Source organism: Flavobacterium sp. DG1-102-2 (assembly GCF_033042555.1).
Lineage (GTDB): Bacteria > Bacteroidota > Bacteroidia > Flavobacteriales > Flavobacteriaceae > Flavobacterium.
In genome coordinates this window covers 32952-48853 of record NZ_JAWLIK010000011.1, presented here as the reverse complement: position 1 = coordinate 48853, position 15902 = coordinate 32952, and the positions used below count along the sequence as shown (strand labels likewise).

The 15902-nt window shown below is 41.4% G+C and carries 17 protein-coding genes; 7 read left to right on the top strand and 10 right to left on the bottom strand.

The window, feature by feature from the left end; all coding sequences use genetic code 11:
- Window positions 1-7: 7 nt before the first annotated feature.
- Entirely contained in the window at window positions 8-397 is a 390-nt protein-coding gene (locus R1T16_RS14960) for a hypothetical protein (RefSeq protein ID WP_317501931.1), read from the top strand.
- A 157-nt stretch (window positions 398-554) separates the two neighbouring features.
- Window positions 555-1214: a hypothetical protein gene (locus tag R1T16_RS14955; protein WP_317501930.1), complete on the top strand. Its 660-nt coding sequence runs from the start codon at window positions 555-557 to the stop codon at window positions 1212-1214.
- Window positions 1215-1302: 88 nt separating this feature from the next.
- Here R1T16_RS14955 and R1T16_RS14950 read toward each other — a convergent pair whose 3' ends face one another.
- The 3 genes from R1T16_RS14950 to R1T16_RS14940 are packed head-to-tail and all read right to left on the bottom strand — an operon-like array spanning window position 1303 to window position 7007.
- Window positions 1303-2388 (bottom strand): efflux RND transporter periplasmic adaptor subunit, encoded by a 1086-nt coding sequence (locus R1T16_RS14950; protein ID WP_317501929.1) that lies wholly within the window; start codon window positions 2386-2388, stop codon window positions 1303-1305.
- 1 nt (window position 2389) lies between these two features.
- Window positions 2390-5605 (bottom strand): efflux RND transporter permease subunit, encoded by a 3216-nt coding sequence (locus tag R1T16_RS14945; protein ID WP_317501928.1) that lies wholly within the window; start codon window positions 5603-5605, stop codon window positions 2390-2392.
- A 13-nt stretch (window positions 5606-5618) separates the two neighbouring features.
- Complete coding sequence (locus R1T16_RS14940; protein WP_317501927.1) at window positions 5619-7007, bottom strand: TolC family protein; 1389 nt, start codon at window positions 7005-7007, stop codon at window positions 5619-5621.
- A gap of 166 nt (window positions 7008-7173) precedes the next feature.
- On the opposite strand from R1T16_RS14940, the gene R1T16_RS14935 reads away from it, so the two are divergent.
- The 3 genes from R1T16_RS14935 to R1T16_RS14925 are packed head-to-tail and all read left to right on the top strand — an operon-like array spanning window position 7174 to window position 9994.
- A complete protein-coding gene (locus R1T16_RS14935; protein ID WP_317501926.1) occupies window positions 7174-8214 on the top strand; it encodes a sensor histidine kinase in 1041 nt (346 codons plus the stop codon).
- Window positions 8198-8920, top strand: a complete 723-nt coding sequence (locus R1T16_RS14930; protein WP_317501925.1) for a LytTR family DNA-binding domain-containing protein — start codon at window positions 8198-8200, stop codon at window positions 8918-8920. The genes R1T16_RS14935 and R1T16_RS14930 overlap by 17 nt, the downstream gene beginning before the upstream one ends.
- Before the next feature lie 24 nt (window positions 8921-8944).
- The gene (locus tag R1T16_RS14925) at window positions 8945-9994 is read left to right on the top strand and encodes an NAD(P)-dependent alcohol dehydrogenase (RefSeq protein WP_317501924.1); all 1050 of its coding nucleotides are present in this window, start codon (window positions 8945-8947) and stop codon (window positions 9992-9994) included.
- Window positions 9995-10076: 82 nt separating this feature from the next.
- Here the strand turns inward: R1T16_RS14925 and R1T16_RS14920 are convergent, their stop codons facing one another.
- The 7 genes from R1T16_RS14920 to R1T16_RS14890 form a co-directional block, all read right to left on the bottom strand.
- Window positions 10077-10496, bottom strand: coding sequence for a DUF3995 domain-containing protein (locus tag R1T16_RS14920; protein ID WP_317501923.1), 420 nt, complete (start codon window positions 10494-10496; stop codon window positions 10077-10079).
- Window positions 10497-10591: 95 nt separating this feature from the next.
- A complete protein-coding gene (locus R1T16_RS14915) occupies window positions 10592-10870 on the bottom strand; it encodes a GNAT family N-acetyltransferase (protein ID WP_317501922.1) in 279 nt (92 codons plus the stop codon).
- A 19-nt stretch (window positions 10871-10889) separates the two neighbouring features.
- Window positions 10890-11066, bottom strand: a complete 177-nt coding sequence (locus R1T16_RS14910; protein WP_317501921.1) for a hypothetical protein — start codon at window positions 11064-11066, stop codon at window positions 10890-10892.
- Between the two features lie 9 nt (window positions 11067-11075).
- The gene (locus R1T16_RS14905) at window positions 11076-11981 is read right to left on the bottom strand and encodes a pirin family protein (RefSeq protein ID WP_317501920.1); all 906 of its coding nucleotides are present in this window, start codon (window positions 11979-11981) and stop codon (window positions 11076-11078) included.
- A gap of 95 nt (window positions 11982-12076) precedes the next feature.
- A complete protein-coding gene (locus R1T16_RS14900; RefSeq protein ID WP_317501919.1) occupies window positions 12077-12433 on the bottom strand; it encodes a hypothetical protein in 357 nt (118 codons plus the stop codon).
- The gene (locus R1T16_RS14895) at window positions 12433-13062 is read right to left on the bottom strand and encodes an alpha/beta hydrolase (RefSeq protein ID WP_317501918.1); all 630 of its coding nucleotides are present in this window, start codon (window positions 13060-13062) and stop codon (window positions 12433-12435) included. The genes R1T16_RS14900 and R1T16_RS14895 overlap by 1 nt, the downstream gene beginning before the upstream one ends.
- A gap of 9 nt (window positions 13063-13071) precedes the next feature.
- Window positions 13072-14010 carry a ring-cleaving dioxygenase gene (locus R1T16_RS14890; RefSeq protein ID WP_317501917.1) on the bottom strand — a complete coding sequence of 313 codons (939 nt, stop codon included), beginning with the start codon at window positions 14008-14010 and terminating at the stop codon, window positions 13072-13074.
- Window positions 14011-14252: 242 nt separating this feature from the next.
- On the opposite strand from R1T16_RS14890, the gene R1T16_RS14885 reads away from it, so the two are divergent.
- Together R1T16_RS14885 and R1T16_RS14880 are read left to right on the top strand one after the other, a co-directional pair.
- Window positions 14253-14831 carry a Crp/Fnr family transcriptional regulator gene (locus tag R1T16_RS14885; RefSeq protein WP_317501916.1) on the top strand — a complete coding sequence of 193 codons (579 nt, stop codon included), beginning with the start codon at window positions 14253-14255 and terminating at the stop codon, window positions 14829-14831.
- A 197-nt stretch (window positions 14832-15028) separates the two neighbouring features.
- Entirely contained in the window at window positions 15029-15769 is a 741-nt protein-coding gene (locus R1T16_RS14880) for an SDR family oxidoreductase (RefSeq protein ID WP_317501915.1), read from the top strand.
- Window positions 15770-15902 lie beyond the last annotated feature (133 nt).

The window sequence follows — 15902 nt, the reverse complement described above, 5'->3', positions numbered from 1 at the left end:
CGTTTATATGGATACTTTTAAGATTACGCTGGCAGCCATAGTGCTCAGCGTAGTGAGTTCTTTTGCACAGGAAACTACACAACAACCAGACGCTGCACCTAAAAAGGTTAAGAATGTTGAGGCAGGTTTTGACGGGATGCTTGCCATGTCTTACGGCAGTAGTACATTCGGCATAAACGTTGGAGGGCCAAGCCTTAAATATAAGTTCACTAAAAAGTTTAAGGTAGGGGTTGGGGCTTTTCCATCACTGATTATTGCAGATGATAAAGCCGTACCGCGTTTAGCTGTGTCACCAATCATTGAATATAATAATTGGATGTTCATAACGCCCTATTATGGCTACGACAATAAGGACAAACAAATATGGACGTTTGGATTAGGATATAAATTTATATAGATAAATAATAAAGTTAGTTAAGTTGAAAAGGATAACGGAAGCGTTATCCTTTTTTGTGAAGGTAAAAGATTATAAAAATTTGTTAAGTATTACTGTTGTAAATGTCTTGTGCCAACATTTTACATAGTTTTAATCCAAATTCAACCAATATACAAATATGAAAAATAAGATTATTGCATTTGCAGCTTTAAGTATTATGCTTACTGCCTGTAACTCTAAAGAAACGAGGCTGGAACAGCGCTCTGAACCGGCAGATCCTGTTACTACGGAAGCTAAACCGGCGATTCCCGTCGTTGCAGGTGGTACATTTGATATAACAGCAATTCCTGTATCTGAAGCAGATTTAGGTGATTTCCCGTTTGTGAAGCTGCCAAAAGATTATTGTTTTGGATATTGTTCATCCTGGAGCGGCAAGCCTAATGAAAAAGACATTAAGGATACTGATAAAGAATACTTTGCAGTAAACGGTAAACTAATTCCTGTTGAAGGGAAAACCTATAAGGTTACGATAGAAAAGAACAGGGATGCTGATAATAAAAGATTCAGCAGGCTGGCTGTACTTAACAGCCTTGATAAGGATATTAAAGCTTTGGGCGGTGTTCAGGTAAATAACGTTCCTGTATCTAATGAAGAATGGAAAAGGGTAGGAGACGAAGAACTTATTAAAAACGGTTACGGAAAGTCTATAGATGTAAATTTGCTGGACGATATTAAAACCTATATTATCAGGACAAAAGATAAGGAAGTCTGGATCCAGTTTAACCTTATGGACGAAGAAAGTGGGCGTATTGCAGTTCTTGAAAAAGCCGGCTTCTAAATAGTATTTAAATAAAAAAAGAACTCCCGGGACCATAAGGTTTCCCGGGAGCTCTAACCAAACAAAATTACTAAGAATAAAATCTTCTTTAGTTTTTTACAGGGGTTCCGTCCCTTAATTCTTCGCTGGCATTCTTAACCAGTTTTTCGTTAGGGGAAAGATCACCAAATATCTCTGTCTTATCTTCGGCATCTCGGCCTTTTTTAATGGCTACACGCTCTGTTTTGTTATCTTTTACGCGAATAACAAATATACCTTCTGCTGTATTTACAATAGCCGATTTTGACACTACAAACGTACTGTCTTTAGAATTTAACGGCAGCAATACTTCGGCAACCATTCCGGGAAGCAGTTTGTTATCTGTATTGATAACATCCATCTCTACTCGCTCAGAGCGTAGCCTTAAATCTAATGCCCCTGACATACGCTGAATTTTTGCCTTGAACGTTTCGTTAAGCATTGAGCGTACCGTAAAGCTCATTTCGTCGCCATCTTTAAGATAGCCTGTGTACATTTCAGGGACAGATACCGCAAGCCTCAGTTTTTTCTGATCCTGAACTGTTAGCAATGGCAGGTCAGACCCTTTTCCCTGCGGGCCTACATATGCACCTGTGTTTATGTTACGTGCAGTTACAATACCTGTAAACGGCGCACGTATTTGTAAATAACCCTGGTTTACCTGTATTTCACGAACTGTTGCCCTTGCAGCCTGAAGCTGTGCATAGTCAGAGCTTTTGCGCGCCAATGCCTGATCAAGGTCGTTTTTAGAAATTGTACCTTCTACCTTACTTGTTTCAAGTATGCGGTTATAGTTGGCATTGCTGCCGGTATATACTGCCTCAACAGAATGCAGCCTAGACTGCGCCGCAGCTAGCTGTGAACTGATCTCTGGTGCCTCAAGCTGTATAAGGATTTGGCCTTCGGTTACTTTAGAGCCTATATCTACCTTAAGCTCTTTTACATAGCTCGAAACTTTGGCATAAAGGTCTACCTGGCGGAAACCTGATAATTCTGCCGGAAGGCTTACCTGCGATGAAAGTTTTTCTTTAGTAAGGTCAAATGTTTCAATAGCCGGGGTATCGTCTACAGGAGCCTCTTCTTTCTTTTCTTCGCCACAGCTGTTGAATACAAGTGCCGACAGGAGTAGTGCTGATGTGATTAATGTCTTTTTCATTTTATTGGTGTTCTATAGTAGGTACATAAAATTTACTTTCTTCGTCTTCCGGGTCAAGTGATACCGATTGTGTAGTGGCTTTGCCCTGTGCCCACGCAAAGATAAGCGGCAGGATAATAAGTACGGCAAATGTTGAGAACAGCAGTCCGCCTATAACCGCTCTTCCTAACGGAGAGGTCTGTTCGCCTGCTTCGCCGTGGCCTATAGCCATTGGTAACATACCGGCAATCATCGCTACAGATGTCATGATGATAGGGCGAAGGCGCAGTGATGCTGCTTCCCTGGCCGACTCCAGTGCATTGCCATTTACCTTTCGCAGCTGTTCTGCGTTGGTGACGAGCAGCACGGCATTAGCAATAGAAACCCCTACCGACATGATGATACCCATATATGACTGAAGGTTTAGTGTAGAGCCTGTTGCCAGCAGCATAAGGAGCGCACCAAGTACAACCGCTGGTACGGTAGTCAGTACTACAAGCGATACCTTGAACGACTGGAAGTTAGCCGAAAGCATAAGGAAAATAACCACAATGGCTACCAATAATCCTACTTCAAGGCTTTTCATGGTTTCAACAAGTACTTTGCTCAATCCTATAGGCTCTATAAACAGTCCTCTTGGCAGTTCACCCAGTCCTGCAATAATATGTTGTACATCTTTAGTTGCCGAGCCAAGATCAGTATGGTCTATATTAGCTGTAACCGATATGTACGGCATGGCGCCAAGGTTATCATTCTCGCCGTGTGTTTCAGAAAGTGTTATAGTAGCCACATCACCTAATACCGGCCTTGTAGAATTCTTTAGCAACGGAATTTCAGCAATGTCATTTCTAGTCATCATCTTATCCAGCGGTACCTGAACCTGAACGTTATAGGATAATCCTGCTTTTTCATCTATCCAGGTGTTTTTATCTGTATAACGTGATGACGATGTTGCAGCAACAAGTGAACGCGATATATCGTTCATATCTACGCCTAACTGTGCAGCCCTTGTACGGTCTATATTTATGCTAAGTGCTGGGTAGTGGATAGACTGTGCAATTTGCACATCCCTAAAATAATCTTTCTTTTTAAGCTGCGCTATGATCTTGTTGCCATATTCTTCGTTCAGCTTTTTATTTTTACCGGCAATCCTTATCTCAACCGGTGTTGGAGACCCCTGGCTTAATACTTTGTCGGTAAGTTCTATAGGCTCAAACGAAATATTTACGCCTGGAACACTTTTTTTTACCCTTGCCCTAAGGTTATCTTTAAACTCGTCCATGTCTTCGTTATGGTAATCCTTAAGCGCTATCTGGAACACCGCTTCGTGAGGTCCTGCCATAAACATATAGATAGGCGATACCGAGAACAGCGACGGGTGTGTACCCACATAAACCGATGATATGCCTATGTGTTCCTTGCCTACCATATTTTCTATCTCGCTAAGAACAGCATGGGCCTTTTCTTCGGTACGTTCTAAACGTGTACCATCGGCAAGGCGCATCCTTACCTGGAACTGGCTTGAGTTTACTTTAGGGAATACATCCTGCCCAATAACATTTAGCATCACAAAAGCAAGTGCAGTAATTCCGAACAGGTATAGTAAACCAACAAACTTTCGCTTCGGCATAAGGCTGTCTATCATTTTAATGAATTTAACCCTGAATTTTTCAAAACGGCTTAGTTTACCATCATCGTCGGCATCTTCTCTTTCAGAGAATTCTTTCCTGTCGTGGGTAGCATGTGCATGATCGTGAGAAGCATGACTTTTCATCAGCCAGTTAGCCATTACCGGTACGAACGTCTGCGAAAGCAGGAACGATATAACCATTGAGAAACCGATTGCCAGTGCTAACGGAAGGAATAACGCCCCCGGTATACCGCCCATTGTAAATGCAGGTGCAAATACGGCAAGGATACATAATAAGATCAATAGCTTAGGCAACGCGATCTCTTTACAGGCTTCCCAAATGGCGAGCGCCTTGGGTTTACCCATATCAAGGTGCTGGTGAATATTTTCTATGGTTACAGTACTCTCATCTACAAGGATACCAATAGCAAGCGCCAGTCCGCTCAGGGACATTAAGTTAATGGTCTGCCCAAATAATTTAAGGAACAGCACGCCCGATATGATTGAGATAGGGATAGTAAGGATTACAATTAATGCAGCCCTTTTGTCACCTAAGAAAAGTATAACCATAAGTCCGGTTAACACCGCTCCAATTATACCCTCTGTAATAAGGCTTTTTACCGAGTTGATTACATAAACTGACTGGTCAAATTCATAAGAGATCTTAACGTCGTCAGGAAGTGTGCTCTGTATCTTTGGCAGGCTTGCTTTCAGATTTTTTACAACGTCCCAAGTAGATGCGTCTCCTGCCTTGGCAATACTTACGTATACCGAACGTTTTCCGTTGATAAGTGCATAACCGTTAGTAATGTCGGCACCATCTTTTACAGTGGCTACATCTCTTAAAGAAAGGTTCTGAACACCGCCCTTGAAGATAGGGATGTTCTCAAATTCTTTAATTTCCTTAACGGTATTGTTTGTAGGGGTAAGGTAGTTTTTATCGCCTATCCTAACATTACCCGATGGTGCAGTCTGGTTGTTTATCCTTATTGCCTCAACGATCTGATCTGGCGTAAGGTTGTGCGCACGCAACTGTGCAGGATCTACATTTACTTCGATAGTTCTCGGGCTTCCTCCAAAAGGCGGAGGCGAAAGCAGTCCGGGAATAGAGGTGAAGGAGGCACGCACATAAACGTTTGCCAAATCCTGAAGCTCATTATTGTTACGGGTCTTACTGCTTAATACAAGCTGTCCTACCGGGAGTGAAGAAGCATCAAAACGGATAATGAACGGCGGTTGTGAACCCGGAGGGAATGCTGCCTGTATCCTGTTAGAAAGTGCACTCAGCTCGGCAGCGGCCTGAGCCATGTTCGTGTCTTCATAATAGGTAACCTTCATCAGGGTAAGCCCCTGTATGTTTTTTGTTTCTATAGATTTTACGCCGTTGGCAAACAACATGATGTTAATGTAGTTTTTGGCGAAGTAAGATTCCATCTGATCAGGAGTGTAACCTCCAAAAGGGTGTGCCAGGTATATTACCGGCAGGTTCATTTTAGGCAGGATATCTACCTTGATGTCTTTTACGGCACCTATACCGAAAAAGAACAAACCTGCTACCAATACCAATATCGAAATAGGCTTGCGGAGTGCAAAACGTATTAAATTCATTATTTAACAGGTATTAAAATTCGTTGATAAAAAGGTTAAAGTCGCCTGTAGCAGCGGCCTTCATAAGCAGTGCCTGCCATACATTGGTATAAATAATATCGCGGTCGGTTTCTGCACGGTTAAGTGTATAGAGTGCCTGCGTTACATCTACAAGTGTGGTAAGCCCGTTGTTATAAAGTGTTGTGCGCTGCAGGTAAGCCTGTTGCGCTGCACGTACCTGTCTCGGCGCTTCGGAGTAATTTTCCATGGCAAAACCAAGGCGGGCGTTAGCGGCATCTTCCTGTGACTTAAGCTGAAGGTCTACAGCCTTATATTCCTCTTCTAATCCCTGCCCTATTAGTTTTTGGGCGCTAACTTTTTTAGATGAACGCGCTATGGTGGTAAGGTTCCAGGTCATACCTACACCTAAAAGATAGTTTTTTCTCGTAGGGTCTACACCGTCAGCATAACTTTTGGTAAACGAATTCTGGTTGGTAGCATAGTCGCTGTTAAACCCAGATCCTCTTGTTTGGTAAACACCAAAAAGGCTAAAAGTAGGGTAGTACTCTTTTTTATAAAGGCTAAGCTGGCTTTTGCTCAGCTCAATACGGCTTTTGTAGAACTGGCGTATAGGATTGTTAATGCTGTCGGCCTGAAGCTCTCCGGCAACCATTGCTTTAGGCACCGATGCCACAAACGTGGTGTCGACGACATAATCTTTAGGTTCAACACCCATAAGCTCTACAAGCCTGTTGTTTTGAACTTTAACCTGTTCTTTTATCTGGTTAAGGGCAATTTTTGCGCGAGATACTTCTGCCGATGCCAATGTGGAGTCCACACCTGGCAGTAATCCGTTCTTAACCCTTACGGCTGCATTGTTAAGCACTACCTGCGATCGGTTAAGGTTTTTTAATTGCGAGATTTGCAGCCTCTGGCTTGCCAACAGGTTTAAGTAAGCCCCGGCAATTTTTACTTTTTGCTGGAATTGTTCCTGTTCAAAATCTTTTTGTTGTCGTTCTGCATCGGCTTTAGCAATGTTTATACGCTGCTGCATCCTCCCGAAGGTAAAGAAATCCCAGTTCATGTTAACCAGGTACAGCGCGCCAAAGGCTGCATTCCAGTTTTGTTCTGCCAGCGGAAGCCCAGATGAGGCAACCCCAAGGCCGCCAAAACCGTACAGCGGGCCATTTTGTCCGTTTACGGTACCGTAATCCTGCTGTGCAGAAAGGTTCAGGTTAGGCAGATAATCGCGCCTTGCCTGTTTTACAGTTTCCTGTGCTGCTTTAGCATAGCTGTTTTTGGCTTTAACCACACCATAATTGGCGGCACCTGTTTCTACCGCTTCTTTAAGCGAGAGGTGCGTTTGGCTAAAACCGCCCAGTGTACTAAACAATAAGAGCAGCGTTACTTTTTTTAAGTGCATTTGTAATGAGTGAGTTTATGGAGTAAGATGATTTTAAAAATCGAATACAAATTTACTACTCAATTCATGCAATGTAGGTTTTTAATGATGAATTGAATTCGTCATACATTTTATTACAGTTACTGTTATATGTGCTTACTTTGCAGTAATAAATGAAATTGATTGAATGAATAAATTTTTTAAAAGCGTAATTGAGAATAAATGGTGGCAGGAGTTTTTTATACTGGCATTCTCTTTTATACTTTTTACCCTTAACGACTGGATACTTATCAAGTCATGGCGCGGCATATGGTCGGGCTGTGCCTATTTTCTTATGCTGTATGGCCACGCGCAGCTTAACCGATTTTTCCTGCTGCCCATACTTTTTAAAAAGCATAAAGTACTGTTGTACATCATGCTAAGCACACTCCTGGTAGCCGTATTCTCTGTAATAATGTATGAGGTTACTACTTTATGGATCTACAAGAATTGTTTTCTTTATAAATCGTCTGAGCAAAAAAGTTATGTATTTCAGGCGGCAACGCTGGTGGCAACGCTTATTTGCATTCTATCGGTACTGCTTATACTCAAGTTTTACCGCGACAGGAAAAACCTTGACCAGGAAAAACTACTGTACAACCAGGCACAGCTTAATTCGCTAAGGGAGCAGCTTAACCCGCATTTCCTTTTTAATACATTCAACACACTATATGGTATAAGTCTTCAGTATCCTGAACGTACGCCAGAGCTTATCATGCACGTTTCTCAGCTGATGCGTTATCAGCTGGAAAGCAACGAAAGGCAGTGTGTAGCGCTTGAAGATGAACTGAGCTTTATAAGCAGTTACATAGAGCTTGAAAAAGAGCGCGTAGGCTATCGCTGCAACATCAGCTTTAACAGCGAGATTGACAATGCCAATGCCTACAAGATACCGCCAATGCTGCTGATATGCTTTATCGAAAATGCTTTTAAGCACGGTACCTGTACCATAGAGAAATGTTTTGTTGACGTAGATGTAACGGTAACCGATGGCAAACTCGAAATGATTGTACGCAATTCGCTGCCGGAAAAGAAAACCGAGATCGTATCTACAAAAATAGGCATCAAGAACACTACAGAGCGTTTAAAGCTTCAATACGGAAGCAATTATTCGCTTGACATTGAGGAAACTGATATTTATAGCGTAAATTTACAATTGCAGTTAAAACGATATGAGCCAGCGCGTTAAAAAATGTATCATCATAGATGATGAACCTGCTGCTCACTATGTGCTTGCAAAGTATATTGAGCAGAGTCCGTCGCTTGAACTTGTTTTTCAGGGATATAACGGACTGGAAGCTATGGATTATCTTAAGGATAATAAAGTAGACCTTATGTTCCTTGATATCGACATGCCCGAAATATCAGGCATAGAGATGCTCCAGAAACTGGATAACCCGCCGCGTACCATACTTACTACAGCTTATAGCGAGTTCGCGTTAGAAAGCTATGAGTATGGCGTACTGGACTATTTGCTTAAGCCGATATATCATCCGCGGTTTGTTAAGGCAATAGACCGTTTTCTCGAACTTGAGGCAACACACTTACAGACTGAAGCTATAGTCGAGGAGGTAACCGACACCATATACGTTAAGGTAGACAGCGATACGATTCCCATAGAAGTAAACAGCATATTATATGCCCAGAGTTATGGCAACTACGTAAAGATATTTACGGTTAAGAAAAATTATCTTGCTACCATAACTACAAACGATCTCGAAAAGATGCTTCCGTCATCACACTTTATGAGGGCGCATAAATCGTATATCGTGGCTCTGGATAAGGTAGATGAAGTGATGAAAGACCACGTAGTTATAAAACGCAACCCAATCCCTATAGGGATTACTTACCGCCGCGAGCTGGCGGAAAAATTAAAGCACCTGATTAAAAACTAAATAAATAACCAAAAACAACTAGAAATGATTCCAGTAAAAGCTTTTGCAGCCTATGATGCTGAGACGCCATTAAAACCGTTTGAATTTGAACGTAAAGAAGTAGGACCTAACCAGGTGCAGATAGAGATATTATACAGCGGCGTTTGCCACTCTGATATCCACACTGCTAAAGGTGACTGGGGACCTGCTATATACCCGCTTGTTCCGGGGCACGAAATTGTGGGAAGAATTGTAAAAAAAGGAGAAAATGTTACTAAGTTCAAAGAAGGAGAACTTGCAGGTGTTGGGTGTTTTGTAGACTCATGCCGTAAATGCTCAAGCTGCCTTGAAGGCGAAGAGCAATTCTGCGAAGAAGGAATGACAGGTACTTACAACAGCTATGAGCGTGGTACTACAACACCTACTTACGGAGGCTATTCTACTACCATCACAGTAGACCAGGATTACGTACTTCATGTATCTGAAAAACTTGACCTTAAAGGAGTTGCTCCGTTATTATGCGCGGGTATTACTACATACTCGCCGTTACGCTACCTGAAAGTAGGTAAAGGACATAAAGTGGCGGTACTTGGACTTGGCGGATTAGGCCACATGGCTGTTAAATTTGCCGCTTCTTTTGGTGCAGAAGTTACTATGCTAAGTACATCACCATCTAAGGAAAAAGACGCTAAAGATCTTGGAGCACATAACTTTGCACTTATTACAGATGCAGACCAGATGGCTTCCCTTGCTAATAGCTTCGATTTTATAATAAACACGGTATCGGCTAAACATGACTACAATACTTTCCTTAACTTATTGAGGAAAAACGGTACTATGGTTATTGTAGGTGCACCACCGGCGGGAGAACCATTACAGGCATTTACATTGATCTTCAAACGAAGAGCCATTATGGGAAGCCTTATAGGAGGGATTAAAGAAACACAGGAAATGCTTGATTACTGTGCAGAACACAACATAACATCTGATGTAGAAGTTATCGATATGGATTATATCAATACCGCTTACGACAGGATGAACAAAAGTGATGTTAAGTACAGGTTTGTAATAGACATAGCTTCGCTAAAAAACTAAAAGGCAGACGGAAGGGTTATCTCAAAGGTTATATACCTTCCTGACTCCTTTTAAGAAGGGCAATCGTTTCGGTTGCCCTTTTTTAATGCAATAAAGCAATTGCAATACTGCTTAATCCTAGGAAGACACAAAGCGGTGAGTAATAACGTGTATCGCGTGCTGCAAACACAGTTCCATTAGGTTTCTTGAAAAAACCTACAGAAGAAAAATTTCCTATCGCCCTTAAAATAAACACTATACCAATTGCAATAGTGGCATACTTTATAATGCTATGCGGAACAAAGTCATCGTAAAGGCCAAGGTTTCCTACGGTTATAAAAGCGAAAATGCCAAATAACGCTGCCACTAAAAAAGTGCCTATTATAGTGGGGTTTAATTGTTCTCCTTTGCTGTTTGTAGGCAATACGGCGGTAAGGTCGCGATTGCCTATCATGGTCCAGTATACGTGGACAAAAGAAAGCATTATAAAAATAACAGTGTTTATAAGTATTAAAAAAATCATCAGGATTTGGTTTAGACCTAAAGGTAGCCAATCACGCTGATGATTTTTGTAATAATATACTAAAGTACTGTTATTTAAAACCTAAAGCAAAATGCTTATGCCGCCAGTACATCATGTATCTCCGGTGTCCTGTCGAACATTTTTTTAGCGAATGGACAAAGCGGAATGATAGTCTTGTTGTTTTCGCGGGCATACGCCACGGCAGCATCTAATAATTTTTTACCAATGCCTTTAAAATCAGGGTTGCCTTCGGTGTGGTCTATAATAAATTTATCTTCTCCGGCCCATACATACGTCATTAATCCTGCTTTTATATCGCCTTCCTTAGCGCTGAAATAGCCTTTAGCGCCGTCGTCAGAATGTTTTATTTCCATTTTTTTGATTGTTAGTTTATTAAAAATGTTTAGAGAGGAACTCTAACGTTTCATCAATTGGATAATTATAATAATATGCATCGTTAGTTGTCACAATGAGAGTAGTTTTATCATCATATTCTTTTAAAGTAACTATCTGATCAACATTGATTGCGATTTTATTGTCATTTTCATCGGTAATGGGTAAAAATTTCATAATTGCGTTTTAAGAATTATTGTTTTTAACTTTGAAGTTAGGATTTTGCGGAGGCAGCGGCACAAAGCCTGTTTCTCCTTCTATTTTAGGAAAGGTTTGGTCAATCCATCGTTGCTTTGCGTCTTCTATAAGTTCGGTTGATGTGGCAACAAAGTTCCAGTAGATATGCCTTGGTTCAGGAAAAGCCTCTCCGCCAAAAATGTATACTGTAGTATTTCCATTCATAGTAAACTCGCATAATGAGGCATCTTTGGCAACAAGTAATTGTTTAGGTTCAAAGGTATTGCCATCGTTTTCTATACTGCCTTCAAGAATATAAAGGCCACTTTCGCCATATAGGTCATTACCTATTTTAAGTGTTTCTTTGCCTGTGCTTTTCAATTCAATAAAATATAATGGGCTGTATACAGGTACATCTGATTTTTTCCCGAAAGCCTCTCCGGCAATTAGTTTAGCCTCGACGTTGCCGATGGTCCATGTCGGCATTCCATCTTCTTCAATGTGGGCAAATGACGGTTCCATCTGTTCTAAATGCTTTGGCAGTGCCACCCATATCTGTAGTCCGTGAAGTGATTTTTCCGAATGGCGCAGGTAGTCAGGTGTGCGTTCAGAATGCACGATCCCCTTACCTGAGGTCATCCAGTTTACCTGTCCGGGTTTAATTTCTATTTCTGTACCCAGGCTGTCGCGGTGCATTATGCTACCCTCAAATAAATAGGTAAGGGTAGAAAGCCCTATGTGAGGATGCACACCTACATCCAGGTTCTCGTGGTCATTAAGCTGTACAGGACCCATATGGTCTATAAAGGCAAAAGGGCCTACTGTGCGCCTTTCCCTGAAGGGAAGCAGCCTGCCCACAAGAAAATTACCTATATCGCTTGGGCGTTCTTCTATTATCTGGCCAATGTTTGACATATTAGTTAGTTTTTTGATAGCTAAAGTTAGTGATTTTTATCATCAAAAAAAGGGCAGCTTTGCAACTGTCCTTTTCCCGTAAAAAGAAATAATAATCAAAGCGTTATAAATATTGAAGAACGCATTTGTGTTGTAATGTTCTTTGTCTTGTGGCCTTTGCCTGTAGTATCTTCTACGAGTAATACCTCTCCTGCATTAAACCTGCGTATTTCACCCAGCGATGTTTCTATCTCTATAATGCCATCTGTAAGTATTATATACTGACGAGCCGGAGCATTATGAAAATCGTAATCATACTGGCTAACTACCTTCCTGAAGACTACAGTTCCAGCATTTTGGGCCTCAGAAAGAAAACCTATCTCTCCAGCATTGTTAAGCGGAATTTTTATATCCTCAAAGTGGCTTTCTCCGTTTGCATCGGCATAGACCCTTGTAACATTAAATGTTTCCATTACTTAAAATTTTCTGCAAGCCACGCTACCGATAGCTCCAAATCGTCTTTAATGAGGTTGTGGCCTGTAGGCAGGTTATGAAAGTCTACTTTGTAGCCCCTGTCTTTAAGCAGCTGTACGTATACAGGTGTTGCATGTGGCTGTATAGTAGGATCTGCCTTGCCCGAACTGAAAAATACCGGTTTGCACATCTGTGCTTTTTCTGTCTCTCCAATAGCTGTAAAGGGCTGCATTGGGCGGTACAGGATGGCTCCGGCTAAGAAGTCGGGATATTTAACTAGCGCCGCGCCTGCAATATTAGCACCGTTAGAGTAGCCGAGCGCAATCACTTTAGTACTGTCAAACCCTTCCTGAACAGCTGCTGCTTTTATAAAAGCCACTAGCTCATCAGTCCTGAAATCAAGATCTTTTTCGTCAAAAACACCCATACCTAATCGCTTAAAGAAACGCGGCATGCCATTTTCGCTGACATTACCCCTTACACTCAATATGTTTAGCTTGTCTCCAAAGTTTTGTGCCAGCGGAATAAGGTCGTTCTCATCGCCCCCTGTGCCGTGCAGCAGCAGCAGGGTATAAGCACCGGGAACACCCGATGCTTTATAAATATATTTTAAAGGTTGAAATTCCATAATCTTAAATTAATTTATCGGTACTAAATGCGCTTCAATTTCGGAACGGCGTGATTCATATTGTGCAGGTAGTTTAAGGCCTTTACCAAGATCTTCAAGCGGTTCATCAATCATAAAACCAGGGTTATCGGTTGCAATTTCAAACAATACGCCTCCAGGTTCCCTAAAGTATAGTGAGTGGAAATACTGCCTGTCTATCTGTGGTGTAATGCTTAATCCTGCAGCAGCAACTTTAGCACGGAAATGCATAAGTATCTCATCGTTTTTAACCCTGAAAGCTACGTGGTGTACAGTGCCGTTTGCTACATGTCCTAATTTTTCTGATGGCAGTTCTACTAAATCTACAATTGCAGCCTGGTCTACAGTGTCGGTAGCATAGCGGTAGCGGTTGCTCTCCTTAGAGATCAGCTTGTAGCCAAATATATCTGTCAATACACCTGCTGTGCCTTTTATATCGTTAAGAGTAATGGTAACATTGTGAAATCCTCTTGTTGCGTGTTCTGCTTTAATTTCGTCGGTTTCCCAAGGTTCGCGGATATCAGGCGTATTTTGCTCAATAAGTTCCAGTTTCAATCCGTCAGGGTCAAGGAAGGTAAGGTATCGTTCACCAAATTTCTCAGCCGGTTTATTATAGATAACATTATATTTCTCGAAACGCTCTATCCAGAATTCAAGGCTTCCTTTTGGTACGGAGTACCCAATTTCTGTTGCCATGCCAGATCCTCTTCTGCCCTGTGGTATGCCATCGCCCCACGGGAAGAATGTAAGTATGGTGCCGGCGCTGCCTATCTCGTCGCCAAAATAAAAGTGGTATGTTCCCGGATCATCAAAGTTCACTGTTTTTTTAATGAAGCGTAATCCTAAGATATTGGAATAAAAATTAAAGTTGCGTTTTGCATCGCCTGCTATTGCAGTAATATGGTGGATGCCTAAAATTGTATTTTCCATGGTTATATATGTTTTAATTTGATACTGTAAAATTACTTTGATACGTTATCCTGTGCATTGAACTGGGACAAGAAAACAAAGCTGCCAGACAATTTGCAATTACTGTTCCTTTATAGTCGAAATAGCCCCTGTGTTCCTGTAAGCTGATTTGGGTAGTATTGAGGTTACGATATTTCGTCAATTTGTGTTAGGTTACCTCTGTATACTTACATTTACTATTTTTACATAAATAATGATCCTATATGTTTGACAACCTAATAAAGTATCTTTCCGCCAAGATTACGCTTACGCCTCATGATATAGAGCGGCTGGAAAGCGTATGCCGTCTTAAGAAATTGCGCAGGAAACAATATTTGCTTCAGGAAGGCGATATGTGGCGGGATAATGCTTTTATTTCTAAAGGGCTTGTGCGTACCTTTAGGGTAGATGATAAAGGACAGGAGCATATCATCCAGTTTTCGCCTGAAAACTGGTGGGCAGGCGACCGTAATAGTTATATATTTGAAGAACCGGCCAAATTCAATATTGAGGCGCTGGAAGACAGTGAAGTGATCCTGATTCCAAAAGGGGATTTTGAGAACCTTCTTGAAGAAATACCTGCCTACAATACCTTTCATCGTAATTTATTGGAACGTAGTATTGTAGTTTTTCAAAACCGTGTCCATATGGGTAATAGTTATACTGCCGAAGAAAAGTACAATGAGTTCATTAAAATGTACCCTGATATCCTGAACCGCATACCCCAGCACATGATAGCCGGTTTTCTTGGGCTTTCGCCCGAAACACTGAGCAGGGTTCGAAATCATTCCGCTAAAAAGTAATTCTTAATTATATATAAAACTCCTGAAATGCTAAGGAGTTTTTTTATGCGCTAAATTTTATTGATCCAAGTCAATAGTTTTTTCTGACATGGGTCAATGTTTTGAGAAGTGCTTCTGTTGCAACTTTGTAACAGAAAAACCAACCAAATGGTTCTTCTAAAAAACAAAATTTATAAATAATTTTAATATTCAGTATTATGTCAACTTTAGAAAATAAAACAGCATTCGTAACAGGCGGAAGCCGTGGAATAGGAGCAGGAATCGTAAGGAAATTAGCAAAAGAAGGTGCTGATGTTGCCTTTACCTATGTATCGGGCAAAGAAGCCGCCGAAAATCTTGTAAAAGAAATTGAAGCTTTGGGGCGTAAGGCCGTGGCCATTCAGGCAGACAGCGCCAATGCCGCATCGGTAATAGCATCGGTAGAAACTACAGCAGCACAGTTTGGAAAAATAGATATACTGGTAAACAATGCAGGTGTAGGAACTTTTGGCCCATTAGATACCTATCCGCTTGAAGATTTCGACAAAACTTTTGATATTAATGTAAGGTCGGTTTTTGTGGCAATCCAGGCAGCTGTAAAACACATGGGGACAGGCGGCAGGATAATTACCATAGGCAGTACTAATGCTACCCGTATGCCGTTTGAAGGCGGTGGTGTTTATGCAGCCAGCAAAGCGGCAGTACAGGGACTTACGTTAGGTTTATCGCGAGATCTTGGCCCTCTGGGTATTACCATAAATAACGTACAGCCCGGCCCTGTAAACACCGACCTTAACCCTGAAGATGGCCCATTTGCCGATTTCTTAAGGACACAGATGCCTGTAGGCCGTTATGCCCATGTAGATGAAATTGGAAGTTTTGTCGCATACCTTGCAGGCCCTGATGCCGGATTTATTACCGGTGCAAGCCTTAATATAGACGGTGGTTTTAAAGGATAATTAAAACGTTAGTATCTTATGATGAAGACAGCCCGCAAGGCTGTCTTTTTTCGTTTAACGGATATTCACAGGACAGTACCATAAGCTCAAATAATGCCGTTTAAATATAAATGAGACGAGATTTATTTAACGT